Genomic DNA, 25,548 nt, shown 5'->3' on the forward strand with positions numbered 1-25,548 from the left:
TAAGTGACAGCATTAGTGGCTGTGAAGGGATCTGTTTTTGTTATTAGGAACTGGAGGCAAATCACGGTAGGAGTCGTTTTTGCTTTCATACTCATGTCCGGTTTGCTACTTGGAATGAATACCTCTGAACAACAACAGATTGAGAACATTAATTCACCATTTGGCGCAGCTGGTGTCCCACCAAATATTGCGCAATGGAGAGGATTAATTAGTGAATATACGTCCAAATATGGAATACCAGAATACACAGATTTCCTTCTAGCTCTTATGTATCAAGAATTAGGGAATTCTCAAACGTTAGATATTATGCAAAGTTCCGAATCTGCTGGGTTGCCACCCAACTCTATACAAGATCCTGTGATGTCCGTCAATTTAGGTGTTCAACATTTTAAATCAGTGTTAAAACAAGGGCAAAAAGCTGGAGTTGATTTTGCTGCTATCGTTCAATCTTATAACTTTGGTTCTGGTTACCTTAATTTTGTTGCCTCAAATGGAGGGAAACATTCAGTCGAATTAGCTCAAGCGTTCTCCTTGAGTCAATCTAGCAAACTAGGATGGAGCTGTTCGGATTGGAGAGCGCCTTACTGTTACGGCGACTTTACATATGTACAAAAAGTGATGGAAAATCTAATGCCTACCAGTATGGTTGTAGGTGGTGGAGATGTTTCTCCATTGGGGGAACAAGCATTTAATGTGATTATTTCAGAAGCACAAAAATATGTAGGTTGGCCTTATGTATGGGGAGGTGCACACCCTAATACAGGATTTGATTGCTCAGGCTTTACACAATGGACATTTGCTCAGGCTGGCATAAAGCTACCTCGAACAGCTCAGGAACAGTACGATGTATCTTCAAAAATCTCACCTGCTGAAGCTAAGCCCGGCGACTTTGTCTTTTATACTGGTACATATGAGACCGACAAATACATCACACATATAGGCATATACATGGGAAACGGAATAATGTTTGATTCAAATGGTTCAGGTATAGGAAACCATGACATTAATTCTCCTTACTGGCAATCCCATCTGGTTGGTTTTGGTAGAGTGATCCATTAGGAGGAAAACACCTTGATTAAAGTATTGGCTGTTCTGCTTGGAATATCTATTTTAGCAAATGTGATCTTGGGATTTATGTACATTGGTCAAAGAACAATGGTTACCCAAGCAGAGGAAATAAACAAAGAAACCAAAAAACAGATGGTTCAGTTAAAAAACGAATCGCATAAAAAGGAAAAAGCACTTTCTACCTTTCAACAGAATGAAGCCTTGTATGAAATTGAACATAGTGAAGAGATTAAAAGTTTTGTAGATGGAACTTTTAGAGAATTATTTAATTACGATAACAAAAATTATGCTGCCCGTTTTGATCAGGTCCGCGATAAACTAGCAGAGTCCGTCATTTCAAAACTAAAAGCTTCTGGAGAAATGGGAAGTACACAAATTGAATTCAAAAATGAAGTGCAGGCTTTAAATGTCTATCTAAGTGCGGTTGAAAAGAACCAAGCAAAAGCTCTTGTAAACATGGAAACACAATACTCAGTGGGCGGAAGCCAATTCCCAAGAAAAAACCAAATGTATGAAGTAACGCTTGCTCAAAGCGGAGATAGATGGTTATTTGATAAATTAGAGTTAATGGGATCTTTCGAACCCTTTGAAGAGAACTAGTTATGCAGTGATTAAAAGGTAATCCAAAAGGAGAGAAACCCATGAAAATGTTTGGACTACGCCTATTGTTAACGGTCTTTTTACTAATCCTTCTTGAACTGATCGTAATTAATATAGCCGGAATTCTTCCGTTTATTGCAGCGCACCGGGATAATCTATCTGATGCTCCATATTTCGAATTTATAACGGATAACCTACTGCATCCGATTGAGAATTCAACTCTCATGGTTGAAGAGAAAAATCCTCTTTTCTTCTTAGGTAGTGGGGCAGTTATCCTATTATCCTTCTATGCTACTTTTTTTATGAAAGGCGCCAAAGGCAAATATCAGTTAGCGGACAAATACGGTGTTCATGGTTCGAGTCGATTCTCTCACAAGCATGAAATATTTAAACAGGGCGATACAGTTGGGGTTCCGGTAAATCAACTCATGAAAGATCTTGAAGCTAGTATGCAAGTTTCTAAGGAGGAGAAGTGATATGGCTGTAGATTATATGAAAAGTAACGGAATCATAGCCGGTATTTTGAATCAGGCAGTTATTGTGCAGCCGACAGATTCAAACCTTCCAAACAGAAACCACTTTGTAGCCGGTGGGCCTGGATCTTCCAAAACACAAGGATATGTCGTAACTAATGTGTTACACGAAAAGGAATGTTCTTTAGTGGTGACAGATCCAAAAGGTGAGGTCTATGAAATGACTTCGGAGGTTAAACGAAGGCAAGGCTATGAAGTACATGTGGTGAATTTTTCAGAAATGGAGTATTCAGATCGCTATAATCCTTTTGATTATGTTAGGGAGGAAATCCAAGCATCCACGGTAGCTAATGCGATTGTTGCTTCTAAAAATGACCCTAAAAGAAAAGATTTTTGGTATAATGCTCAGTTTAGCTTGTTAAAAGCATTAATCCTGTATGCTGTTCACGAGTTGCCGCCTAATCAACGCAACATGAAAGGTGTTTTGGATTTTTTACAAGAGTTTGATCCAGAGGAAAGTAATGATGGTGCCAGTGAATTAGATGAGCAATTTTTAAGACTAGATAAATCGCATCCAGCAAGAAGAGCATATGAGTTAGGATTTAAAAAGTCCCAAGAAAAAACTAGGGCAAACATTATCATTTCTTTGCTTACGACAATAGGTGACTTTACTTCCAGTTCGGTTTCACGGTTTACGTGTTTCTCAGATTTCTTTTTAGGGGATGTGGGAAAAAGGAAAATCGCTTTATATGTGATTATTCCAGTTATGGATTCTACATGGGAAGGCTTAATCAATTTGTTTTTTAATCAAATGTTTCAGGAGTTGTATAAAGTAGGGGCTAAAAACAGGGCAAAACTCCCTCATCCTGTGGTTTTTATCTTAGACGAATTCCCGAACTTAGGGAAGTTTCCGGACTATGAAAGGTTCTTAGCCACCTGCCGGGGGTACGGAATTGGGGTACTAACGATTGTTCAAAACATTACTCAATTGCAAGAAAAGTATGGAAGGGAACAAGCTGAATCCATTTTAGGTAACTGTGGAACAAAAATTTGCTTAGGGAATGTAAACGAAACAACCGCAAAATATTTTTCACAGTTAATGGGGAAAACAACCGCTAAAGTAGAGACAGGTTCGTCTTCAGAATCTAAAGGGAAATCATCAAGTACTTCTTCTTCATCTAGTTACTCATATGCAGCACGGAACCTAATGAATGAAGATGAAATTCTAACCATGCATAAAGATGATTGCATTATTATCATTACTGGAAAACACCCAATAAAGGCGAAAAAGGCGTACCAATATCTCTTGTTTCCAAATATTACAAACTCATTTTATGTTAGTCAATTAGACTATCAAAATAGCCCTTCACAAGAGGTGTTACACTGGTTTGAAGAGAAAAAAGGGGAATACGAAGAATACATTGAATCGGATGAGTGGAAAGTAGCGTTACAAAAAGCTGAGATTGAATTGCATGAAAAACAAATAAAAGAAGCTGAGAAAGAGGCAGAAAAGCAAGAAGAGCTTGCCATGAGCTTTTTTTCTAAAATGAATTCAACTCCAAACGTTAATCCATCAAAAGAGGGGAGCCCTTTAAATTGAAAAAAATAGCAATGCTTATACTTGTATTAATGGTAAGTACATTTCTTGCTGCATGTAATGGCAGTGGAAATCAATTTGATCCAAAGATTGAACAAGAAAAAGCAACAAAGGTAATGAATAGTGTTTTAACTTCCTTTAATGATGAAGAAAAGTTAGCTGAAGCAAAAACACGTGATGAAGCAAATCAAATTGCATGGGAGAAAATTAAGGGGAAAAATGCTAAGGCAATCTCTAAGGATCTAAGCGAAAAAGGTCAAAAACTACTATTATATATATTAACTGTAAACAAAGCGGAAGACCTACCAAACGGTGAAACAAAATCAAACTTATTATTTAGTCAAGGTGCGAAAGTAAAAAGTGTCAGTTTAAATGAAACTGAAAAAAAGTTCACTTTTGATATGGAACGTTACGAGATTGATCATAAATTAATCACCCTAGAAAAGCAGGAAGGTGTTTGGAAAATTGTAAAAGTTGAAGACCCTAAATAAGAGGTGAGTAAACTTGTTTAATTTTAAGGAGAAAATTGTTGAGGCTATTCAAGGGATGTTAGAAGACTTCATTGAATGGGCACTTCTAATGTGTAATGATTTGTTACTAAAACAAAATCCTGAAATTCAGTTCTTTACTACAGTCAATAATTTCTTGCTTGCCCTAACCTCAACAATAGCAGTAACCATTGTTTTATATAAGATCATCGAAGTCATGTCAAGGAACGCTGCAGGAGATGCCATTTCATACGGACCCGTTATTGTTAATACGTTAAAAAGTGCCTTGTTGATCCCTGCAATGCCCTTCATTCAGAAGATTTTGTTAGAACAGGTCGCCTATAACATGGGGAACTGGATGATTGGAGAAGGAAGTAAGGTTAGCAAGGAAAAAATCAATGATATGTTTGATCCAAATAACTTTGACACACTCCATTTTCAGGGTGCTGCACTCCTTATCTTACTAGCCGTATTTGCTGTAGCATTTATAGCATTCTTATTTTCAGTTGCTGTATTCCATGCAGATATCATGTTCCTATATTTACTATCTCCCTTAGCTTGTGTATCAGTCATTGCTGATGATAATGAATACCTGGGTGTCTGGTGGCGTGAATTATTAAGTCAGATTGTAACTATTATTGCGAAAATCTTTTTATTCGTTGTAGCTCTAAGTATTTTAATCAATGAAAATATTACGTTTCTTAATTTTCTTTTACTTATGGGATGTTGTATTCTCCTTATAAAGAGTCCGTCGGTACTTAGAAATATGTGGTATTCATCGGGTTCTGGAAGAGGAATGATGGGGGCTATGGGTGGTACAACCAAACTGATAGCTAGGAGATTTCTATTAAAAAGGTAAAGAAAAAGCGACTCCGAGTCCAACAAACGGGGACTTTAGTTCAACAAGCAGTATAAAAGGATCTTCGACTGGAAGATCCTTTTAAGCACAATTACATAAAACAATTTTAAGAAACTTTCTTTAATTCCTCTGTTAATCGTAGGAATTCTGCTTTATTTTTATTTCGTAAGGATAGGTCGATTTTCTTTTGAATTTTCTCTTTTCGGAAATCACGCAGGGCCTTGTCTAACACCATTTCAGCAAATAGAGAATCCATGACATTTACTTCAGGTTGTGGTGAATTAAGCAAATTCTTTTCCATAAGAAATCAACTCCTTAACCTTTTTTCTAGTATACCAATAATTTTCGGACTATTCAAACAATTAAAATTGGTAATTTGAGAGAGCAATAAAATGAAACATACCTTATCTACATATTTTGGTTACGAATCAAATCATGAGTATGGTGGAACAATTTGCACTCCATTTGTACTTGTTGGGCCATGGCTGGTGCATTATAGCCTAAATATCTTTTCAGCTATGTGAGTTCCTAAAAGAAACCAATAGGGTTGTACAATGATAAATAGTAATACCGGTGCCTACACCTAGTAACAAAAAGAGAGAATTGTGTCCATGGCGTAGGAAAAATGAGACAACGTTAACACAGTTATGGAGGACGTCCTAAAAGAGAAATAGAGACGCTAGAAGAAATCAGCCGAACCTTTGGGCAGTGGTTGGTCTCGTTCGTGGTAGAGCTGAAGCAGCACTTGTTTGCAATCCTACACAAGTGGCAGAGAAGATGAAGGAATATTCGGCCTTGGTATCGATACATTTGTGCTATCTGGATATCCTCATTTAGAGGAAACATATCAATTCGCTGAGTTAGTATTTCCGCTTTTACCGCTGAACAAAAGAGACACCATCAACATAACTCAACAAAACAATCAGCTAATTGGATAAATCATTGCAAATCAGTATATTCCGGAAACAGTAGATAGGATGGGATTTGTTAATCTGTTAAATATTTTAATAATATAAATAACATATATGACAACACATAAGTTATATTATTTTATGTTGTATTCGTCAAAATGTATGTTATATCTTTATTTAAGTTAACTATATCATAGTTATAAATTGTGTTGAAGTAAGCCTGGCGAGTATGAGCGGATTGCAATCGTAGATGTTATCGGAGTTGCTGTCGTAGAGTAATATATTACGAGGTGAGTACATGTGGAAGGGTTGTTTATAGTGACAATCTCTTCGGAGGTTATTTAATGATAAGAGGCCGAGTAATTTACTTACTAAAATACAATGGACCCCCGTTTTTGGGAGTCCAAAGCATGTAGTAATTTTCCTTGGGGTCAAGGAATTAACGCCTTTTTATTTTGCTGGTAAAAGGGGGGGAAATATGACTAAATTACCCCAAACTTTTTATCTAAATGCCTTTGTTTTTGATAATCTAGATTTGAGCCACTTTTCCATGATTTGATCACATAAAAAATGAGCCACATGATTTCCAATTCTAATAACCTCTCTTATGATAGGAAGTGACCAAACTTACTTCATATTAGAGGACGAAAAGGATGATCGAAATGGCTCAATTTCATAATATCAAATTCTTAAAAGAGGTTGAAGGTTTATCGCAAAGACAAATAGCGACAAAACTTGGAATATCCCGTAATACCGTAAGTAAATACCTAAAAAACAATACAGCTCCGACGACAGTGTTAAGAAAAAACGTTTATGGCACAAAGGAATATTCTCCAGAAACAAAACGGGTTATTCCAATAATTGACCAATGGTTAGAAGACGATCAAAAGAATTGGAGAAAACAAAAGCATACCGCCATTAAAATCTTTAAGAGATTACAAGATGAATATGATTTTAAAGGCTCTGCCTCTAACATTCGTAAAATCGTAGCCAAACGCAGGCAACAAATTCAGGAAGCCTTCATTCCTCTGGACTTTCAACTCGGCCACCAATTCCAATTCGACTGGGGAGAGGCGGATATTATTCTACAGGGTCGAAAACAACGCATTTTCCTTTTCTGCGTTCAGCTCTCTGCAAGCCGTATAAGGTTTGTCAGAGCGTATCTTCATGAAAAACAGGAAGCATTCCTGGATGGTTTTGTCCATGCGTTTGAATTCTTAGGAGGCGTCCCTACAGAGGGTCTCCTTGATAATTTAAAAACAGCTGTTACAAAAATACTACAAGGAAGAGATCGGCTAGAACAGGAATCTTTCATTGGGCTCCAAGCACATTACGTGTTTAAGGCAGAATTCTGTAATCCTGCAAGTGGTAACGAAAAAGGGAGAGTCGAAGGCACTGTAGGATACATAAGAAGAAATGCCCTGGTACCTTTACCGGAAGTTCAATCAGTAAAGGAATTGAATGACTATCTCTTGGATTGGTGTTTAAAAGAGGCCGGAAGGACTCACGTCCCAAATAAATCAGAAACTGTCTTAGAAATGTGGGATAAGGAAAAGGAATATCTTCATCCCCTTCCCGCGAACCGGTTTGAAGCTTGTAAGCTTTTATCATGCAAGGTCAATAAAACTTCCCTTATTACAGTGGAAACCAACCGTTATTCTGTCCCCTGCAGCTATGTGGGTCAAGCTGTATGGGCAAAAATTTTTGTCGACCGTGTAATCGTAGTGGCTCAAAACCATGTGATCGCAGAACACATTCGGTCCTATGAACGCAATCAGATGATTACCATTCTTGATCATTATTTGGAAGTATTACTTAAAAAACCACGGGCAATCCGAGACGCACACGCATTCCAATCAAATGAGATCCCTGATGTATTCAAGAGATTCCATTTGAAAATGCGAGAGCAGGAAGGATCTGTAGGTGATAGGAAGTTCATTCGACTTCTCCTCCTCCATCGTGATATTGGTATGGACAATTTAACAAAAGCCTTATTGGAAGCAGAGAAAACGCAAGTTTTCCGCTATGAGAAGGTCCATGAAATCATACAAAGGCTTACAAACCAGCACATACCAATCAGTACTCTTCCAATGGACAAAACACCTGTCAATCTCCTTGATTACAAGGTGAACAAGTCCAATATAGAACAGTACGGTCAATTGACAGGAGGCAAGCGGAAATGACAACTGAACTACTTTTAGATCACTTAACTAAACAACTACGGATTCCGACTATCGGAGCACAATATCGTTCCCTCGCAAGAGAGGCTGAGGATCGTAACTTAAGCTATGAGGAATTTTTATTGGCTTTACTAGAAGCTGAATCAGAGTCTAGAGAAGATAACCAAAGGCAAAGAAGGCTTAAACAAGCCGCTTTTCCTGTTCATAAAACACTAGATAGCTATGATTTTAGTTTGATGCCAAGTCTGAATAGGAATCGTTTTTTGACTCTATCAAAGGGAGATTTTGTGGAGAAGAAGGAAAACATAATATTTTTAGGAAACAGTGGGACTGGAAAGTCGCATCTGGCAACGGGGCTCGGTATTGAAATGATTAAAAATGGCTATAAGGTTAAGTTTATTTCGGCTGCAGAATTAGTGGAAGAACTTCTCCTGGCTAATGAAGAACATAAGCTAGGTGCATTAGAAAAAAGGTGGCTCAAATTTGATTTGATCATTATTGACGAGCTTGGCTACGTACCATTCACAAAAGTAGGATCCGAGCTCTTATTCCAATTCTTTGCCGGTCGTTACGAACGAGCAAGCGTCATGATAACTACGAATCTAGAATTTACAGAATGGACCTCTATATTTGGAGATGAAAAGATGACCGCAGCTCTTCTAGATCGACTAACCCACAGGGCTCATATCCTCCTCCTTAACGGAGAGTCATATCGTTTTAGACAAAGTATGAAACAAAGGGAAGATGGCGACTAGTAGGCTGGCGCGAGAGGAGTTTAGGGTATCTTGCCCCTCGGGGCAAGATACCCTAAACTCCTAATTCCCCACCAAATATGGAAATAACTCAGAATGAAGTGGCTCACTTTTGAAGTGATCGCTCTGGCTCAAATTAATATTGACAAATACAGCCTTTTAAAATAACTGGTTGAAGTACAAATTTTTTGTTCTATATTATGTCAGATGTGTGAAAGTTTCTTGGGTTAATGCCTAAAATGTTTAATTAATTGTCTTCTTTTTTTTACAATATTCATACAGGTGTTTCGGAAAGGGCTGAAATCAGTCCACTTAAACATCAATTTAATTTCTATATATTATTGTAATAATGGATTTTAATCATCTTTGCCTACGATAATACCCAAACTTTCTAATTTATCTAAGATCTCTTTTAAAGATTTTTGTCCTAAGTTACGTAATTTTCTTATATCTTCTTCGGATTTATTAGCTAAGTCTTGAATGGTATTAATCCCACTACGTTTTAGACTGTTGAAAGAACGAACAGAAAAGTCTAAATCCTCAATAGTCAGTTTAAGTATTTCTTTTTCATTTGAAACTTCTTCTTGTTCTTCCATAATTGGGATATCTTGTGATTCAGGATTAAGTCCTACTAAAATAGAAAGATGTTCATTAAACATTTTTGCACTTTCACAAATGGCTTCGCTGGGTCCTAAACTCCCATCTGTCCAAAGTTCGAAAGATAACCTTTCAAAACTATCCAATTGACCGACACGAGTGTTTTCAACTAAATAACTGGCGCTTGTGACAGGTGTATAGATTGAGTCTATTGGTATGACTCCTACTTGAAGGCCTTCACGTTTGTTTTGCTCTGCAGGAACATAACCACGTCCGCGTTTTGCAGTTAGGCGCATTCTAAAATGTACATTTTCTACAAGGGTAGCAAGATGTAAGTCGGGAATTAAGATCTCTACATCACTATCATGAGAAATATCAGCAGCTGTTATTGTACCAGTTCTATGTACATCAATCATCAATTCTTTCTCATCGTCAGAGAAAATATTCATAGATATTTTTTTTATGTTCAAAATGATGATTGCTACATCTTCTTCTATCCCATCAATAGATGAAAATTCATTGTGTACCCCATCTATTTGTATGGAAGTGACAGCGGCACCGGGGAGTGAAGATAAAAGGATGCGACGTAATGAGCTGCCAAGTGTCGTTCCAAATCCTCGAATAAGTGGTTCAACTACAAACTTTCCATACTTGCCATCCTCGCTAATCATAACCCTTTCAATTCTTGGTACTTCAATTTTTAACATCCGAATTATACACTCCTTTTAGTCATTAACACCAAAAACAACCTATTATATTTTGTTAATATACTCCAAGTACTATGAGGAATGCTAGTTTAACGGATAAAAAATGTACTTAACGATAATTTTTATTGTTCAGCAGCAGGAAAGTTTGAGAGACCGTTAGTTAAGAGTGGCTGTGTTGGCTGCTCTATTTTTTACCCTCAAATAGTACTGTAAATTGATTTCGTGACAATCTCTTTAGGCAGAACAATTAACTTATTAAAATACAATGGACTCCTGTTTTTAGGAGTCCATTGTAGGGAGTAATTTTCCTTAGAGCCTCTTCTTAATATTGCTAAAAGGAGGAAATGAATCTAAATTACACCAAGCTACTTATCTTTAATAAAAGGCATCTTATATTTGTGATGAATTCTTGTTTGGCATCGACTTACTAAAAATTTCGCACATCAGTGGTATGATGGGAGATGTATTTCTTTCTAATATTTTAATAATAAATATAACATATATAATAACATATAAGTTGTATTGTATTTTGTTATATGTTTTATGTTGTGTGTTATATTTAATTATGACGATCATATCATCATTAATATTAAATTAAAAAATAGATTTTATGAAAAAGAACAATGAACCTATTGGAATGAGAATTTATAAAGAACATTGCTTTAAGATACTAAAAGGAGGAAAATGTAGCTATTTTCAACTTTTAAAAGTAACACCATTTGAATCTGGTAGGCGTTAATAGTTTTTGAACAATGCTTCGAGTAAATCACCTGAATCCCACAGTCTAATCGAAAAGCAACTTCTTCATGTTTCTTAAGGTTAAATTCACCCCAACTAGCCACTAAACCTTGGTCCCCACCAAGGAGTTAAGTGCACCTTGTAGACTTCTCAATTATTATTGTTCCCGGAATATTCCTCTATTAAAAATAAGCGGTTTAAAAAAAGACAGAAATAATTCTGTCTCTTTTATTGTAGTCGACAAAACTGTCGATTAAAAACGCAGTTATAATTGGGGAATTTGTTTCCACAATCAAAACATGTTGAGTGCTGTTCACTACTGGTATTAAAAAAATAAAAAGTGTGGCCGTGTGTATAAAAAATCTCATTGCAAAGCAGAGAGATTTTTTTGATTAAAGCATGACGTACTTATGCAAGGAAAAACCATAAAAGGGGATAAACAAGAAAAGGATTAAGAGGAATGGTGTAAAGAGAATAATGAGAGGAACATTTTCAAATGAAGGAGGAAAGCGGAATATTCTTTATTGATTAGATGCTTTTGTTTACTGAAGAGGATATTTATACATTGCTATTGATTTAGGTTGGAAAACACGACCGGACTTTTCTTAACTCCGGGAACTTTTTCTTGAAATCATAAAAACAGACCGACTAAAGTATGAAGAAGCAGAGAGAAGTGCTAAATATATAGTAAAATCTATACCAAAACATAATTGAGCAATGATATTACTGGTTTTAGGTTTTAGTATATATTCGAAAAGTCATACGAAATTTTATTAATAAAAGGCGAGGTTTATTATTTTTAGCCGTTCTCCTTTGGAGTATCTACAAAGGAAATAGCAATATTAAGGGATAAATCTTTATTATGATTTATCCCTTATTTATATGTAAGAGACTACTTAGTAGGATACTTTACTACAATCCAAATGTGCTGCGTGTCAGCAGTTTAGCTATCACATATTCGGATGATCTTAAAAATAAATTTATGATAGATAACTTCCTCTTCTCAAACACTTCATTTCTTTTGTCAACTCATCATTTTTTTTAGAAGAGTTGCTCCTTAGCTTTACGGGCATGGAGCTGGCCCCCTAATGATAAATTTATAAATGTTACTTTTTCAATAGACTTAAAACACGCCTCAATAACAATCATATTTTGAATGGTATCTTCTAAAAGATTCTCTTGCATTTTCCCTTCTAATATTAATTGAGAGAAATACTCTACTTCTAACGTATATTGCTGTCCGTATAAATTTTCTACCTTATAATTTCCACTTTCATCAACTATAATAACATGGGCATTTCCATTTTGAGGGATAAAGGCTTCATTAATATTACTTCTAATGGCGGTTTACAAGGAGCACGAGCAGGGGCGGCTTATACTGCTTCTAAACATGCGGTTGTTGGTTTTACAAAAACACGGGTTATATGTACGCACAAAATGGAATCCGTTGTAATACCATAGCTCCAGATAGTGTGGAGACAAATATTGTTTCCTCTATGACTCAGTAGCTGGAAGGCAACTTACCCGACGGGGCGTTGCCTTTTTGCATTTCTTGATACTGAAGAAGCTAAATAAGTTTATAACTTCATCATAAGATACCTATAAGGATATCTTAAATACAAATTTGTAGTGAAGTATTGATAATATTTTGGTAATATATTTATTAAAATAATGTTATGAGTGGTTGTAAGGGGATGAAATGGTTTGATAAAGGAAAAGCGTATTAAAAAAATTCATGAATATGTTATTGAGCAACAATCTGCATCATTAGACGAATTGGTGTCAGTTTTTGATGTATCGAAAAACACAATCAGGCGTGATATTCAAACACTAGTGGAACGCGGAGAATTGAAAAAAGTTTATGGCGGTGTATCTGTCATTCATAAGAAACTGGAGTCATTTCAAGACAGAAAAATACGCAATCAAGAACAAAAAGCATCTATTGTAAAAAAAGCAGCCAGCTATGTGAAAGACGGTGATATTATTTTCATAGATTCAGGAACTACAACGATTGGGATGTTCAAATATATAAAGGACAAGAACTTGACAATTTTTACGAATAGTATTGATTGTATTGTTCGTGCTCTTCCGTTCGACCATTTAAATGTTATTTCAATCGGGGGGTTACTGGATCGAAAAACCGATTCGTTCGGTAACCCACACAATAACAATATGGACCTTCTAAGTAATTACAATATTAAGAAAGCCTTTATGGCATCTACTGGTATCTCCCTAACCAATGGGGTAACCAACGCCTCCCCACTTGAGAGTGAATTAAAAAAGGTAATTGTTAAAAGAAGTTCAGAGGTTTATTTATTGGTTGACCACGATAAATTCGATAAATATGGGTTAATGACCTATTGCGGTTTAGGTGCTATTGATTATCTAGTTACTGATAGGCTTCCGAATGCAACATATAGAGAATATGCTAAAAAAAATGCCATCCGACTTGTGATTACTCAATGAAAATTGGAATAGTGTTGGCGTTAATTAATTACTTCTTTGACGTATTATAGAAAATATTTCATCCTTTTTATAAAAATATAATGAAGTTTTGGTTATTTGTTGGTACTATGGAGATAGAATAAATATAATGTAAGCGATAACAGTGAATTAGGGTGAATTGAAATGATTAAAGAAATACGCATCAAAAAAATAAATGAATATGTAATTGAACATCAATCTGCGTCTTTAGACGAATTAGTAACAGCTTTTGATGTATCTAAAAATACAATTAGACGTGATGTTCAAGAATTAGTTGATCGTGGAGACCTAAAAAAGGTTTATGGCGGGGTATCGGCTATTCATAAAAAACTTGAATCGTTTCAAGATAGACAAATACGAAATCAAGAAAAAAAAGCATTAATTTCAGAAAAAGCATCAAGCTATGTGGAAGATGGAGATTTTATTTTTATCGATTCGGGTACCACTACTCTTGCAATGTTTGATTTTCTAAAGGAAAAGAATCTGACTATTTTCACGAATAGTATCGACTTTATCGTTCGTGCCCTTCCGGTTGAGAATTTAACTGTAATTTCTGTCGGAGGAATGCTTGACCGTAAAACCAATTCATTTGTTAATCCAAGAAATATGGAGTTATTTAAAGATTACAATATTAAGAAAGCCTTTATGGCTTCTACGGGCATCTCTCTGGTAAACGGAGTAACGAACGCATCGCCTTTGGAAAGTGAATTAAAAAAGACAATTGTTAATCGGAGTTCTGAGGTCTATCTATTGGTAGACCACGATAAATTCGATAAATATGGATTGATGACCTATTGCGGTCTAGATGAGATCGATTTTTTAATTACCGATAGATTTCCGAATGAAACATATAAAGATTACGCTAAGAATAATAGCATTCAGCTAGTTATTGCTGACTAACGTAATCTTGTTAAAAAACCCTTCTTTATGGACCAGTCCCCGTAAAAAAGGGTTTTTTAGTTCTCATTTTTTTTAAAAAAAGAAAAAAAGATTGCATTATTGGTACTATTAGTATTAATATGTACTTATAAATTACCAAGAGTTAACCAAAACTTTATAACGTTTTGAATTTCTGATGCACTTTAATAATGAAAGCGCTTGGGATTGCAGGATTTGTATTACTCCAAAAAATTTATAAGAAATGGGGTAGTGGATTTCATGCAAATCGTATTAAAGAGGTATTTACTTTTGGATTGAATTATAAAACAAATTGGGGCATATTCTTTGCCAATAACGAAAGGGGAAAATTAGAATGCGTTTAGCTTACGATCCGTCACATTATCGTGACAATACTAGTTTAAAAGAAACGATCGATGCAGTTGCTAGATTAGGATATGAATGGGTAGAGTTATCTCCACGTAAAGATTTTATTTGGTTTTATGAATATCCAAAGGTTGATAAGCAGCTGATAAAAGATTTAAAAAGATATTGTTCAGATGCCGGCGTTCAAATCTCGTCCGTACTTCCTGTTCAACAATGGTCTTCACCAAACGAAGCAGAACGCCAAGCTGCAGTTAGAAATTGGAAGCGTTGTATTGAAATCACTTCTGAATTAGGAGTTGATTTAATGAACAGTGAATTTAGCGGGGACAAAAGCCGTCCACTAGAAAGTGAAGCTGCTTTTGTAAGATCAATGGAAGAGTTAATGCCGATTTTTGAAAAAGAAGGGATTAAACTAAATTTACAATCTCATCCAAATGACTTTATTGAGTTGAACACAGAAGCCATTCGAATGATTCGTGCATTTGATAAGGATTGGATTAAATTAGTATATTCCGTAGCACACGCTTTCTTTTATGATGATGGGATCGGCGATGTAGCCAAACACTTAGATGAAGCAGGAGATTTACTTGCTCATGTTTTAATTGCTGATACACTTAATCATAAAGCTGCATTTGGCTTACGATATATTATTAATCCACCTAATGCAAACGTAACCATCCATCAGCATTTGAATCCTGGTGAAGGGGAAGTAAACTTTGAAGCATTATATCGGAAATTAAGAGAAATGAGATTTGATGGAATTGTAACCAATTCAGTATTCGCCTATCCTGATAGATCAGAGTGGTCCAATGAACTAACGTTGAAATCCATTAAAGAGGGATTATATATTTAGACGCGCTCTACATCATTTAGAATTTGATTGAAATTCCGATTTTAATTAAAAAAATTCATAAATAAAAAGCCTTTTCTCAGTGATTATGAGGAAAGGCTTTTTTGATTTCAGCCTTATTATTATAAATCTGTGTGTCATTGGGCTCCAAGGTATTCCAATTATTTAAAGTAAGATGAAATTATTGATTGAATCCCAAATTAATTATATGATATAATCATTACATAACCAACATATACCCAATAGTTAATAAAAGGTTGGTATTGATAAACCAATTGGAGGGGATCAAATGCCGTTAATTAGATTTGATTTAATAGAGGGTCGAGATGAAAAAGAGTTGAAACAATTACTAGATGTTTCTCACCGGGCTGTGGTAAAGGCTTTTGGCGTCCCTGAAAGAGATCGTTACCAAATCGTCCATCAGCATCGAGCAAATGAACTAATCATTGAAGACACTGGGTTAGGGTTTGAAAGAAGCCGAAATGTAATTGTTGTCACTATAACAAGTACACAAAGAAGTGATCAGCAAAAGAAAACCTTTTATAAACTATTAGCACAAGGGTTAGCAGAGAATTGTGGAACTGAACCAAATGATATTATGGTCTCCATTGTTACGAATGGGGCAGCTGACTGGAGCTTTGGTTTCGGAGAAGCTCAGTTTTTAACGGGTAAACTATAATCAAAACTTCCAAAATAATCTTAAAAAAACAGTTGACTGAAAGCGTTTTTAGTATTAAGATGAAATCAAACATAACCAAAAGATAACCAATATATCACAAATAGTTGAATGTAATTTACCAGTTTTATCAGTCTGATAGAGGATCTTACATTCTAAAGTACTCAAAAACTACAATGATTTTATTCTTAAGGAGGAAGCACAAATATGACTAATGTAATGGTGAAAGTAGAAAAACTAAAAAATTATATCAATGGTGAATGGGTCGAAAGTAAAACAACGCAATTTGAGGATGTCTACGATCCTGCTAAAAAAGAAATTATTGCCCAGGTTCCTCTTTCAACAAAAGAAGAAGTTGATTATGCTGTAGAAGTGGCAGCAAATGCATTTGAAAAGTGGAAAAACGTACCTGTGCAAAAGCGGGCGAGAGTCTTATTTGATTTCCACCAACTTTTACAAAAAAATAAAGAAGAATTAGCTCGTATTATCACGATTGAAAATGGTAAAAATCTATCTGAAGCATTAGGTGAAGTAGGACGCGGAATTGAAAATGTGGAATTTGCTGCAGGTGCCCCTACACTAATGATGGGAGACTCACTTACTACAATTGCAACAGATGTAGAAATCACTAATTATCGTTATCCAATTGGTGTTGTTGGCGGAATTACACCATTTAACTTCCCGATGATGGTACCATGCTGGATGTTCCCAATGGCCATTGCTGTTGGTAATACATTCGTTCTTAAACCATCTGAAAGAACACCATTATTAGCTCAAAAACTTGCTCAACTATTAGAAGAAGCTGGTCTTCCTAAAGGAGTCTTCAACATTGTTCACGGTGCACATGATGTTGTAAATGGACTTTTAGACCACCCAGAAGTGAAAGCTATTTCCTTCGTTGGTTCAAAGCCTGTCGGAGAATATGTATACAAACGCGGAAGTCAAAATCTAAAACGTGTTCAAGCCTTAACAGGTGCTAAAAACCATTCAGTCGTTTTAAATGATGCTGATTTAGAACTTGCTATAACAAATGTTATTGCTTCTGCCTTTGGTTCGGCTGGTGAACGCTGCATGGCTTGTTCGGTTGTAACAGTAGAAGAAGGAATTGCGGATGCTTTTCTTGATAGATTACTAGAAAAAGCAAAAGAAGTAAAAATCGGTCACGGTTTGGATGAAGGCGTGTTCTTAGGTCCGGTTATACGTGAACAAAATCAACTGCGGACATTAGGTTATATCCAAAAGGGTATTGAAGAAGGGGCAAAATTAGTATGTGATGGCCGGGAAAATACACCAGAAGAAGGATTTTTTGTAGGACCAACTATTTTTGATGATGTAACAACCGATATGGCCATCTGGAAAGATGAAATTTTTGCTCCAGTCCTATCCATCGTTCGTGTTAAAAACTTAAAAGAAGCTGTGGAAACAGCCAATCATTCAGAATTTGCAAATGGTGCATGTCTCTATACATCAAACGCTTCGGCCATTCGTTACTTCCGTGAAAATATCGATGCAGGTATGCTTGGAATTAACTTAGGTGTTCCAGCTCCAATGGCATTCTTCGCATTCTCTGGATGGAAATCTTCCTTCTACGGAACATTACCTGCAAACGGGAAAGACGGTGTAGACTTTTATACACGTAAAAAAGTAGTTACAGCTAATTATAAAGCCCCATCATTTGAATAAGTTACCAGCAACTGTAACATTCGGCTATTATCCTGCTAATGATTGCTAGGATAATAGCCATTACTAGAATTCACAGAAATAGGAGGCAACTACAAAGTGAGTAAATTGCTCCGAAAACCAAATCTTAAAGAAACGTCACCAGGTGTAACCATCGTTCATGAAGTAACAAGTGAAAATTCTTCATTAGAATATGTGGGGTTTAAAGTAATCGACCTTACTCCAGGTAGTACATATACAGAAGAACTAGCTAAAGTAGAATGCTGCATTGTCGCACTAACAGGGAAAATCAATGTTACCGATCATGAACAAGCATTTAAAAATATAGGTACTAGAGAAAGCGTATTTGAAAAGAAACCAACAGATAGTGTTTATGTATCAAATGATCGTTCTTTTGAGGTGGAGGCTGTGAGTCAAGCTCGGGTTGCTCTTTGCTACTCCCCATCTTTTAATCAATTGCCTACTATGTTAATTAAAGCGGAAGATAATGGAATTGAAAATAGAGGGAAATATAGCAATAAGCGTTTAGTTCATAATATCTTACCAGATTCAGACCCTTCCGCAAATAGTTTACTAGTGGTAGAAGTATTCACAGAAAGCGGAAACTGGTCAAGCTATCCGCCCCATAAGCATGATCAAGATAACTTGCCGAATGAGTCTTTTTTAGAAGAAAGCTACTATCATGAAATGAACCCTCGTCAAGGATTTGTCTTGCAACGTGTATACACAGATGACCGTTCTCTTGATGAAACAATGGCAGTAGAGAATGGCGACGTCGTGTTAGTACCTGCCGGATACCATCCAGTTGGGGTTCCTGATGGTTATGAATCCTATTACCTAAATGTAATGGCAGGACCAACACGCATTTGGAAATTTCACAATGAGCCAGCACACGAATGGATCCTAAACCGTAAATAAAGGAGATGTTATGAAAAAATGAACGTTCAATTTCATTCTGATAGAGAATTTGACCTTATTGCCATTGGCCGTGCATGCATGGATTTAAACGCGGTGGAATACAACCGTCCAATGGAAGAAACAATGACATTTAAAAAATATGTAGGCGGTTCACCAGCAAATATTGCGATTGGATCATCAAAGCTTGGACTAAAAACAGGATTTATCGGCAAGCTTGCTAATGACCAGCATGGACGTTTTATTGAGCAGTATATGCGTGGTGTTGGCGTCGATACATCCAACATGGTCGTTGATCAAGAAGGCCATAAGACAGGTTTAGCCTTTACAGAGATTAAAAGTCCGGAAGAGTGCAGTATCTTAATGTACCGTGATGAAGTAGCTGACCTTTATTTACAGCCATCTGAGGTAGATGAAGACTATATTAAAAAAGCAAAAGTTCTTCTCGTTTCAGGTACAGCGTTAGCTAAAAGCCCTTCCCGTGAAGCCGTATTAAAAGCCATTCATCTAGCAAAGAAACACGACGTTAAAGTTGTTTTTGAATTGGACTATCGTGGATATACATGGGTATCACCTGCAGAAACATCTGTTTATTATTCATTAGTGGCGGAGCAGGCAGATGTTGTAGTAGGTACACGTGATGAGTTCGATGTGATGGAAAACGTGGCAGAAGGCAGCAACGCAGCGACTGTTAACCATTTATTTAAATACTCTCCAGAACTAGTTGTGATTAAGCACGGTGTAGAAGGATCTTATGCATATTCAAAATCAGGAGAAACATTCAGAGGCCATGCTTATCTAACGAAAGTATTAAAAACGTTTGGCGCAGGCGACTCTTACGCATCTGCCTTCTTATACGCTCTAGTCACAGGCAAGGATATTGAAACCGCCCTAAAATACGGCAGTGCCTCTGCAGCTATTGTGGTAAGTAAACACAGTTCTTCAGAAGCGATGCCAACCGTTGCCGAAATTGAACAATTAATTGCGGCAAGATCTGAAAAAGCTGAACAAACAGTGTGAGGTGAGAATAGCCATGGGGAAAATTAGATTAACAACAGCGCAGGCATTAATTAAATTTTTAAATCAACAATATATCCATGTGGACGGAAAAGAATTTCCATTTGTTGAAGGAATCTTTAATATATTTGGACATGGAAATGTTTTAGGAATTGGGCAGGCACTTGAGCAATATTCAGGTCATTTAAAGGTGATTCAAGGGAAAAACGAACAAGGGATGGCACATGCAGCAATCGCATACAGTAAACAAATGCTTCGTCAAAAAATCTATGCCGTAACAACGTCTGTTGGGCCAGGTTCAGCCAACTTGGCCGCAGCGGCTGGGACAGCCTTGGCCAATAACATCCCTGTATTGTTTATCCCGGGTGATACCTTTGCATCAAGACAGCCTGATCCAGTTTTACAACAAGTAGAACAAGAATATAGCTTAGCTGTAACGACAAATGATGCATTAAAACCGGTCTCCAGGTATTGGGATCGGATTACACGCCCTGAACAGTTAATGCCAAGTTTGCTTCGTGCCTTTGAAGTGATGACCGACCAGGGAAAAGCAGGTCCGGCAACGATTTGTATTGCGCAGGATGTAGAAGGGGAAGCGTTTGACTATGATGAAAAATTCTTTGAAAAACGCGTCCATTATGTCGATCGTAAAGCACCGGTTGAGCGAGAGCTTAAGGGAGCTGCTGAACGGATCCGTGCAAGCAAAAAACCGGTCATTTTAGTTGGCGGTGGAGCAAAATACTCCCAAGCACGTGATATATTGGTTTCGCTTTCAGAAAAACATAATATCCCATTAGTAGAAACACAAGCCGGTAAAGCAACAATAGAATCCGATTTCAAAAATAATCTAGGTGGAATGGGGATCACTGGTACACTGGCAGCCAATAAAGCGGCGCGTCAAGCTGATTTATTTATTGGGATTGGAACAAGATATACAGATTTTGCCACTTCTTCAAAAACTGCATTTGACTTTGATCAAACCAAGTTCTTAAATATCAATGTCAGCCGTCTGCAGGCTTATAAAATGGATGCCTTCCAAGTCGTAGCAGATGCAAAAATAACATTAGAGCAATTGGCACCATTATTAGAAGGATATGAAAGTGATTTTGGCAGTGAAATTGCTGAATTAAAAGAAGAATGGAATGCTGAACGTGACCGTTTGAGTCAAGTAACATTCAAGCGTGAGAATTTCCTTCCGGAAGTTAAAAATCATTTTTCTCAAGAAGTATTGAATGAATATGCGGACGCACTTAACACAGAGCTTGCTCAGACGACGGCCTTACTAGCCGTGAATGACACCATTTCACCTGACAGCGTGATCATCACTGCAGCTGGGTCCCTTCCAGGAGATGTACAGCGTATATGGAATACGACTGAACCAAATACTTACAATGTCGAGTACGGCTACTCTTGTATGGGGTATGAAGTATCGGGTGCATTAGGGGTAAAATTAGCGGAGCCAACGAAAGAGGTATATTCCCTTGTAGGTGATGGCAGCTTCCTATTGCTGCATTCTGAATTAATTACGTCTATTCAATACGGACAAAAAATCAATGTTGTCCTCTTTGATAATTCAGGATTTGGATGTATCAACAATTTACAAATGGATCATGGCGGCGGCAGTTATTTCTGTGAATTTAGAACCCATGATAATAAAATCCTCAATATTGACTATGCAAAAGTGGCTGAGGGATATGGTGCAAAGACCTACCGCGTCAATACAGTCGAAGAATTGAAAGCAGCCTTAGAAGATGCCAAGAAGCAAGAAGTCTCTACACTAATCGATATTAAAGTCCTTCCAAAAACAATGACTGATGGCTATGATAGCTGGTGGAATGTCGGTGTTGCAGAGGTATCGAATAAAGAAAGCATCCAAAAGGCATATGAGTTAAGACAACAAAAATTAGAAACGGCAAAACAATACTAAATCTAAAAATCCATTTGAGGTTGGATCAAATTCACTTGAATTTGATCCGCCTTAATTAGTTTGAAAATTCAGACAAGAGAGGTGGGATGGAAATGATCGCAACAACAAGGTTAGTTCCGATGAAAGAAATGCTTGATAAAGCGAAAAAAGAAAAGTATGCGGTAGGACAATTTAATATCAACAGCTTTCAATGGGCAGAAGCGATGCTAGAAGCGGCTGAAGAGGAGCGGTCTCCTATAATTGTGGCCTCATCCGATAGACTAGTAGATTATTTGGGCGGATTTAAGACGATAGCTGCGATGGTAAATAGAATTATAGAGGAAAAGAAGATTACAGTACCGGTTGCGCTTCATCTTGATCATGGAAAAAGTGTGGAAAGATGTAAGGAGGCCATTGACGCTGGATATACCTCCGTTATGATTGACGGTTCGCACTATTCCATTGAAGAAAACATTGCCATGACAAAGCAAGTGACTGACTATGCCCGGCATCACGGTGTGACAGTCGAAGCTGAGGTTGGAACCGTGGGCGGTAACGAGGATGGTCTTATCGGTGGCATTAATTACGCCGATCCACAGGAATGTTTACGGCTTGTCCAAGAAACAAACATCGATGCACTGGCAGCGGCCCTTGGCTCTGTACATGGCCCCTACCAAGGAGAACCAAAATTAGGGTTTGCCGAAATGAAGGAAATTTCAGAATTAACCAATGTGCCGCTTGTCCTACATGGTGGTTCAGGGATCCCATTACACCAAATTCATAAGGCGATTGAATTAGGTCATGCCAAAATTAATGTGAATACAGAATGCTTGCAAGCATGGGCAAAGGCTGTTCGAAATGTGCTCGAGAACGATAAGGAAGTGTATGATGCCCGGACCATTCTTACACCAGGTAAGGAAGCTGTTAAAGAAACGGTAAAAGCGAAGATTAGAGAATTTAAATCAAGCTATAAAGCATAAAATCAACCGGGCGAAATTTGCCCGGTTTTTTCTTAAATCAATAAAATGGAAGTGGTATGCCTGAGTACATTACGAACGAATAGAAATAAATATCTGTTTATTGTTGTTTCTTTTTTATTGTGGTTTCCGCAATTTCTCTATGTTCCTGTTTTTTCACCTTATATGGAATCATTGGGGGGAAAGTATACATTTATTGGGATGGTATTGAGCAGCTACGGGATAATGCAGCTTTTATGCAGACTTCCGATTGGGATATTTTCTGATGTAAAGAAAGCTAGGAAACCATTTATCATTTTTGGCATGTTGGCCAGCATGTTAAGTTGTGTGATTTTTTTACTAACAGATAGTTTAGGTTGGATTCTCGCAGCCCGCGCACTTGCAGGAATTTCAGCGGCTACGTGGGTCGCATTTACAGTGTTATATCCCAGTTATTTTGCTGATCATGAAGTACATCGGGCAATGGGGAGTATTTCATTTATTGTCGTTCTTGCCCAGTTTTTAGGGATGAGTTTCAGTGGTTCAATCGTAAGTGAATGGGGCTGGAAAGCTCCATTTTGGATAGCTGGAGCTTTCAGCATCCTCGGTGTGATCCTATCCCTTTTTATTTTTGAATCAAAAGAAGGAATAGAGAGGGAACCGCTAAAGGTGAAGGAATTAGCGACTGTTATAAAAGAACCATCATTGTTGAAGGTGGCCCTATTATCGATTTTGGCACATAGTATTATTTTTTCAACGATGTTTGGATTTACATCCAACTATGCCCTCCATATTGGCTTTCATGCAAGAGAGCTCACTTTCATCGTGTTTGCGTTTATGATCCCTCATGCCATTGCGACTCCTTTTATGGGGAGAGTACTTGTTCCGCTTTTGGGTGAATGGAATGCCCTAAAAACGGCCTTTTTCTTTGCGTCCGTTTTCACGTTACTGATTCCGTTCGTTCAGAGTAAAGAGTTATTTTTGGCCGTTCAGATTTTTAGCGGATTTTCATTGGGCTTAATTTTTCCGTTGCTGTTAGGATTGGCCATTGAAAAAATTACACCCGAAAAAAGAGCGACGGCGATGGGTGCCTACCAGGCTATTTATGCAATAGGCATCTTTGTAGGGCCATTTTGTGCAGGAATATTTAATTCACTATTGGGAATTAAAGCAGGATTTTATTTTGTCGGGGTACTGGGACTAATGGCTACGTTCCTCATCATCATTTGGGGGAAAGATCATGCTGAATTGGAAAAAGAAAAATCTATCAAAAAAAGTAAGGCTGGTGCCTAGTAATTGTCGATGTGTCCTTTACAACAAATTCCTAAAATTTTGATAAAAGATACAAAGTTAAAAAACTTTGTATCTTTTTTTTATAACCACCATAGCAAGAAAGGAGAGCAGTGTGTATAGTTAGGAAAGGACTTTCCTAAAGTGAGTTCTCAAAAAAAGATATATTCTGAAAGAAACACCTTAAATCCGGTATTGTTTAATTTCTTTCTCGTCATTCCAGGTAAAGCATATGATGTTTCGAAGTATAAAAGTAATCGAAACTTTTAAAAGAGAAGACCAGTATTGTATGAAAAATGCTTAAGAATAGCCTTTTTTCTTTAAGCGTCCAGTAAGCTATCAATCCCAAATTGAATTTAAAAAATTTTCATAAAAATGAAATAAAAGTAATTGACGATTTTAATGTAAGTGATTACAATAAAAATATAGGAAAGAACTTTCCTAAATGTTTTTTCTAAGTGAGTTTTTTTAATAATAATTAGAAAAAAGTATTTCTTAAAATGATGAGGTGTGATGAAATGAGTCAATTAAAGGTTGGGTTATTAGGTGCTGGCAGAATGGGGGCCTTTCACGGAGAAAGTATAGCAAAACGAATACCAGATGCTACTTTATATGCAGTAGCAGATCCATTTCCCGGTGCTGCAGAAAAATTTGCAAATGAATTAGGATTAAATATAAAAACGTATACAGATCCACTTGAAATGATGCAGGACCCAAATGTAGATGCAGTTATTATCGCTTCACCAGCAAGAACACATGCAAGTAATGTTATTGCTGCTGCGAAAAACGGAAAAGCTGTTTTTTGTGAAAAGCCAATGGCGATAACACTGGAAGAAGCGGATGAAGTTCTTCAAGTTGTTAAGGAGATGAAAGTGCCATTACAAGTTGGATTTAACCGTCGCTTTTCAAAAGGCTTCAAAGGCGCGCATGAAGAAATCGTTGCTGGAAAAATTGGTACACCACAATTATTACGCTCTTTAACAAGAGATCCAGCATTAGGTAATCCAAATAAACCTGAGTGGACTATTTTTCTGGAAACACTTATTCATGATTTTGATACACTTTTATACCTAAATCCAAATGCTAAACCAGTTGAAGTATTTGTTATGGCAGATGCTTTGGTAGCACCAGAATTTAAGGATAAAGGTTTACTCGATACAGCAGTTGTAAGCGTTAGATTTGATAATGGCGCTATTGCTGTTGCAGAAGCAAACTTCCAAGCAGTGTATGGGTATGATGTCCGTGGGGAAGTCTTTGGTTCTGAAGGGATGTTACAGATGGGAAGCATTCGCGAATCAAGTATGACTAGGTATACAAAAGAGGGAGCGAGTTATAATACTTTGCGCTACGATCAGGACTTGCTCTTTGATGCTTATGTAGATGAATTAAAAGATTTTGTTGATTCAGTAAAGAACAATAAACCGACTTCCGTTACCGGAGAGGATGCCCGTTCTGCATTGTTAATCGCTCTTGCATGTATAGAGTCGTATAAGGAGAAAAAGCCGGTTAAAGTAGAAAATGATGTTTTAATTACGGTTTGA

General features: G+C 36.9%; 22 protein-coding genes and 2 pseudogenes. 21 read left to right on the top strand and 3 right to left on the bottom strand.

Annotated elements, in window-relative coordinates:
* The first annotated feature begins 3 nt into the window (after positions 1-3).
* Genes J7E77_RS10355 through J7E77_RS10380 form a run of 6 tightly spaced genes read left to right on the top strand, consistent with a single transcriptional unit; the run spans position 4 to position 5,085 of the window.
* Positions 4-1,059 (top strand): bifunctional lytic transglycosylase/C40 family peptidase, encoded by a 1,056-nt coding sequence (locus J7E77_RS10355; protein WP_214714016.1) that lies wholly within the window; start codon positions 4-6, stop codon positions 1,057-1,059.
* Between the two features lie 12 nt (positions 1,060-1,071).
* Positions 1,072-1,668, top strand: a complete 597-nt coding sequence (locus J7E77_RS10360; protein ID WP_214714018.1) for a hypothetical protein — start codon at positions 1,072-1,074, stop codon at positions 1,666-1,668.
* Between the two features lie 41 nt (positions 1,669-1,709).
* Positions 1,710-2,144 (top strand): hypothetical protein, encoded by a 435-nt coding sequence (locus J7E77_RS10365; protein WP_214714020.1) that lies wholly within the window; start codon positions 1,710-1,712, stop codon positions 2,142-2,144.
* A gap of 1 nt (position 2,145) precedes the next feature.
* Positions 2,146-3,741 carry a VirD4-like conjugal transfer protein, CD1115 family gene (locus tag J7E77_RS10370; protein WP_214714022.1) on the top strand — a complete coding sequence of 532 codons (1,596 nt, stop codon included), beginning with the start codon at positions 2,146-2,148 and terminating at the stop codon, positions 3,739-3,741.
* Entirely contained in the window at positions 3,738-4,229 is a 492-nt protein-coding gene (locus J7E77_RS10375) for a hypothetical protein (RefSeq protein WP_214714024.1), read from the top strand. The genes J7E77_RS10370 and J7E77_RS10375 overlap by 4 nt, the downstream gene beginning before the upstream one ends.
* A gap of 13 nt (positions 4,230-4,242) precedes the next feature.
* Positions 4,243-5,085, top strand: coding sequence for a conjugal transfer protein TrbL family protein (locus J7E77_RS10380; RefSeq protein ID WP_214714025.1), 843 nt, complete (start codon positions 4,243-4,245; stop codon positions 5,083-5,085).
* A gap of 106 nt (positions 5,086-5,191) precedes the next feature.
* Here J7E77_RS10380 and J7E77_RS10385 read toward each other — a convergent pair whose 3' ends face one another.
* Complete coding sequence (locus tag J7E77_RS10385; protein ID WP_214714027.1) at positions 5,192-5,386, bottom strand: IDEAL domain-containing protein; 195 nt, start codon at positions 5,384-5,386, stop codon at positions 5,192-5,194.
* Between the two features lie 389 nt (positions 5,387-5,775).
* Between J7E77_RS10385 and J7E77_RS10390 the strand changes: the two are divergent.
* The 3 genes and pseudogenes from J7E77_RS10390 to istB form a co-directional block, all read left to right on the top strand.
* Positions 5,776-6,023, top strand: a pseudogene (locus J7E77_RS10390) (alkanesulfonate monooxygenase); the annotation flags it as partial.
* Positions 6,024-6,658: 635 nt separating this feature from the next.
* Positions 6,659-8,179 (top strand): IS21 family transposase, encoded by a 1,521-nt coding sequence (gene istA, locus J7E77_RS10395; RefSeq protein ID WP_251028037.1) that lies wholly within the window; start codon positions 6,659-6,661, stop codon positions 8,177-8,179.
* A complete protein-coding gene (gene istB / locus J7E77_RS10400; RefSeq protein ID WP_214714031.1) occupies positions 8,176-8,931 on the top strand; it encodes an IS21-like element helper ATPase IstB in 756 nt (251 codons plus the stop codon). Before istA ends, istB begins: the two co-directional genes overlap by 4 nt.
* A 353-nt stretch (positions 8,932-9,284) precedes the next feature.
* Here istB and J7E77_RS10405 read toward each other — a convergent pair whose 3' ends face one another.
* Both J7E77_RS10405 and J7E77_RS10410 read right to left on the bottom strand, forming a co-directional pair.
* Positions 9,285-10,232, bottom strand: a complete 948-nt coding sequence (locus tag J7E77_RS10405) for a DNA-directed RNA polymerase subunit alpha (RefSeq protein ID WP_214714033.1) — start codon at positions 10,230-10,232, stop codon at positions 9,285-9,287.
* Positions 10,233-12,011: 1,779 nt separating this feature from the next.
* Entirely contained in the window at positions 12,012-12,155 is a 144-nt protein-coding gene (locus J7E77_RS10410) for a hypothetical protein (RefSeq protein WP_214714035.1), read from the bottom strand.
* Positions 12,156-12,290: 135 nt separating this feature from the next.
* Between J7E77_RS10410 and J7E77_RS10415 the strand changes: the two are divergent.
* From J7E77_RS10415 to J7E77_RS10470, 12 genes and pseudogenes are all read left to right on the top strand, one after another.
* Positions 12,291-12,457 (top strand): annotated as a pseudogene (locus tag J7E77_RS10415) (SDR family NAD(P)-dependent oxidoreductase); the annotation flags it as partial.
* Between the two features lie 217 nt (positions 12,458-12,674).
* Positions 12,675-13,436, top strand: a complete 762-nt coding sequence (locus tag J7E77_RS10420) for a DeoR/GlpR family DNA-binding transcription regulator (protein WP_214714037.1) — start codon at positions 12,675-12,677, stop codon at positions 13,434-13,436.
* A gap of 162 nt (positions 13,437-13,598) precedes the next feature.
* Positions 13,599-14,354, top strand: coding sequence for a DeoR/GlpR family DNA-binding transcription regulator (locus J7E77_RS10425; RefSeq protein WP_214714039.1), 756 nt, complete (start codon positions 13,599-13,601; stop codon positions 14,352-14,354).
* A 352-nt stretch (positions 14,355-14,706) separates the two neighbouring features.
* Positions 14,707-15,570: a sugar phosphate isomerase/epimerase family protein gene (locus J7E77_RS10430; RefSeq protein ID WP_214714041.1), complete on the top strand. Its 864-nt coding sequence runs from the start codon at positions 14,707-14,709 to the stop codon at positions 15,568-15,570.
* A 286-nt stretch (positions 15,571-15,856) separates the two neighbouring features.
* The gene (locus tag J7E77_RS10435) at positions 15,857-16,246 is read left to right on the top strand and encodes a tautomerase family protein (protein WP_214714043.1); all 390 of its coding nucleotides are present in this window, start codon (positions 15,857-15,859) and stop codon (positions 16,244-16,246) included.
* A 216-nt stretch (positions 16,247-16,462) separates the two neighbouring features.
* Positions 16,463-17,926 (top strand): CoA-acylating methylmalonate-semialdehyde dehydrogenase, encoded by a 1,464-nt coding sequence (locus J7E77_RS10440; protein WP_214714099.1) that lies wholly within the window; start codon positions 16,463-16,465, stop codon positions 17,924-17,926.
* A 96-nt stretch (positions 17,927-18,022) separates the two neighbouring features.
* Complete coding sequence (iolB, locus tag J7E77_RS10445; RefSeq protein ID WP_214714045.1) at positions 18,023-18,841, top strand: 5-deoxy-glucuronate isomerase; 819 nt, start codon at positions 18,023-18,025, stop codon at positions 18,839-18,841.
* An 18-nt stretch (positions 18,842-18,859) separates the two neighbouring features.
* Entirely contained in the window at positions 18,860-19,858 is a 999-nt protein-coding gene (gene iolC, locus J7E77_RS10450; protein WP_214714047.1) for a 5-dehydro-2-deoxygluconokinase, read from the top strand.
* A gap of 13 nt (positions 19,859-19,871) precedes the next feature.
* Complete coding sequence (iolD, locus tag J7E77_RS10455; protein WP_214714049.1) at positions 19,872-21,782, top strand: 3D-(3,5/4)-trihydroxycyclohexane-1,2-dione acylhydrolase (decyclizing); 1,911 nt, start codon at positions 19,872-19,874, stop codon at positions 21,780-21,782.
* Between the two features lie 92 nt (positions 21,783-21,874).
* A complete protein-coding gene (gene fba / locus J7E77_RS10460) occupies positions 21,875-22,741 on the top strand; it encodes a class II fructose-1,6-bisphosphate aldolase (RefSeq protein ID WP_251028038.1) in 867 nt (288 codons plus the stop codon).
* 60 nt (positions 22,742-22,801) lie between these two features.
* Entirely contained in the window at positions 22,802-24,010 is a 1,209-nt protein-coding gene (locus J7E77_RS10465) for an MFS transporter (protein ID WP_214714102.1), read from the top strand.
* A gap of 515 nt (positions 24,011-24,525) precedes the next feature.
* On the top strand, positions 24,526-25,548 hold the full coding sequence (locus tag J7E77_RS10470) for a Gfo/Idh/MocA family oxidoreductase (RefSeq protein ID WP_214714051.1): 1,023 nt from the start codon (positions 24,526-24,528) through the stop codon (positions 25,546-25,548).

It is taken from the genome of Bacillus sp. ISL-77, assembly GCF_018613105.1.

Coding starts and splice junctions, on each gene's coding strand:
- J7E77_RS10370 (WP_214714022.1), top strand. CDS start 2,146: ATGGCTGTAGATTATATGAAAAGTAACGGAATCATAGCCGGTATTTTG.
- J7E77_RS10435 (WP_214714043.1), top strand. CDS start 15,857: ATGCCGTTAATTAGATTTGATTTAATAGAGGGTCGAGATGAAAAAGAG.
- iolC (WP_214714047.1), top strand. CDS start 18,860: ATGAACGTTCAATTTCATTCTGATAGAGAATTTGACCTTATTGCCATT.
- J7E77_RS10440 (WP_214714099.1), top strand. CDS start 16,463: ATGGTGAAAGTAGAAAAACTAAAAAATTATATCAATGGTGAATGGGTC.
- iolD (WP_214714049.1), top strand. CDS start 19,872: ATGGGGAAAATTAGATTAACAACAGCGCAGGCATTAATTAAATTTTTA.
- J7E77_RS10385 (WP_214714027.1), bottom strand. CDS start 5,386: ATGGAAAAGAATTTGCTTAATTCACCACAACCTGAAGTAAATGTCATG.
- J7E77_RS10425 (WP_214714039.1), top strand. CDS start 13,599: ATGATTAAAGAAATACGCATCAAAAAAATAAATGAATATGTAATTGAA.
- J7E77_RS10405 (WP_214714033.1), bottom strand. CDS start 10,232: ATGTTAAAAATTGAAGTACCAAGAATTGAAAGGGTTATGATTAGCGAG.
- istA (WP_251028037.1), top strand. CDS start 6,659: ATGGCTCAATTTCATAATATCAAATTCTTAAAAGAGGTTGAAGGTTTA.
- J7E77_RS10470 (WP_214714051.1), top strand. CDS start 24,526: ATGAGTCAATTAAAGGTTGGGTTATTAGGTGCTGGCAGAATGGGGGCC.
- J7E77_RS10365 (WP_214714020.1), top strand. CDS start 1,710: ATGAAAATGTTTGGACTACGCCTATTGTTAACGGTCTTTTTACTAATC.
- J7E77_RS10430 (WP_214714041.1), top strand. CDS start 14,707: ATGCGTTTAGCTTACGATCCGTCACATTATCGTGACAATACTAGTTTA.
- J7E77_RS10410 (WP_214714035.1), bottom strand. CDS start 12,155: ATGCAAGAGAATCTTTTAGAAGATACCATTCAAAATATGATTGTTATT.
- fba (WP_251028038.1), top strand. CDS start 21,875: ATGATCGCAACAACAAGGTTAGTTCCGATGAAAGAAATGCTTGATAAA.
- istB (WP_214714031.1), top strand. CDS start 8,176: ATGACAACTGAACTACTTTTAGATCACTTAACTAAACAACTACGGATT.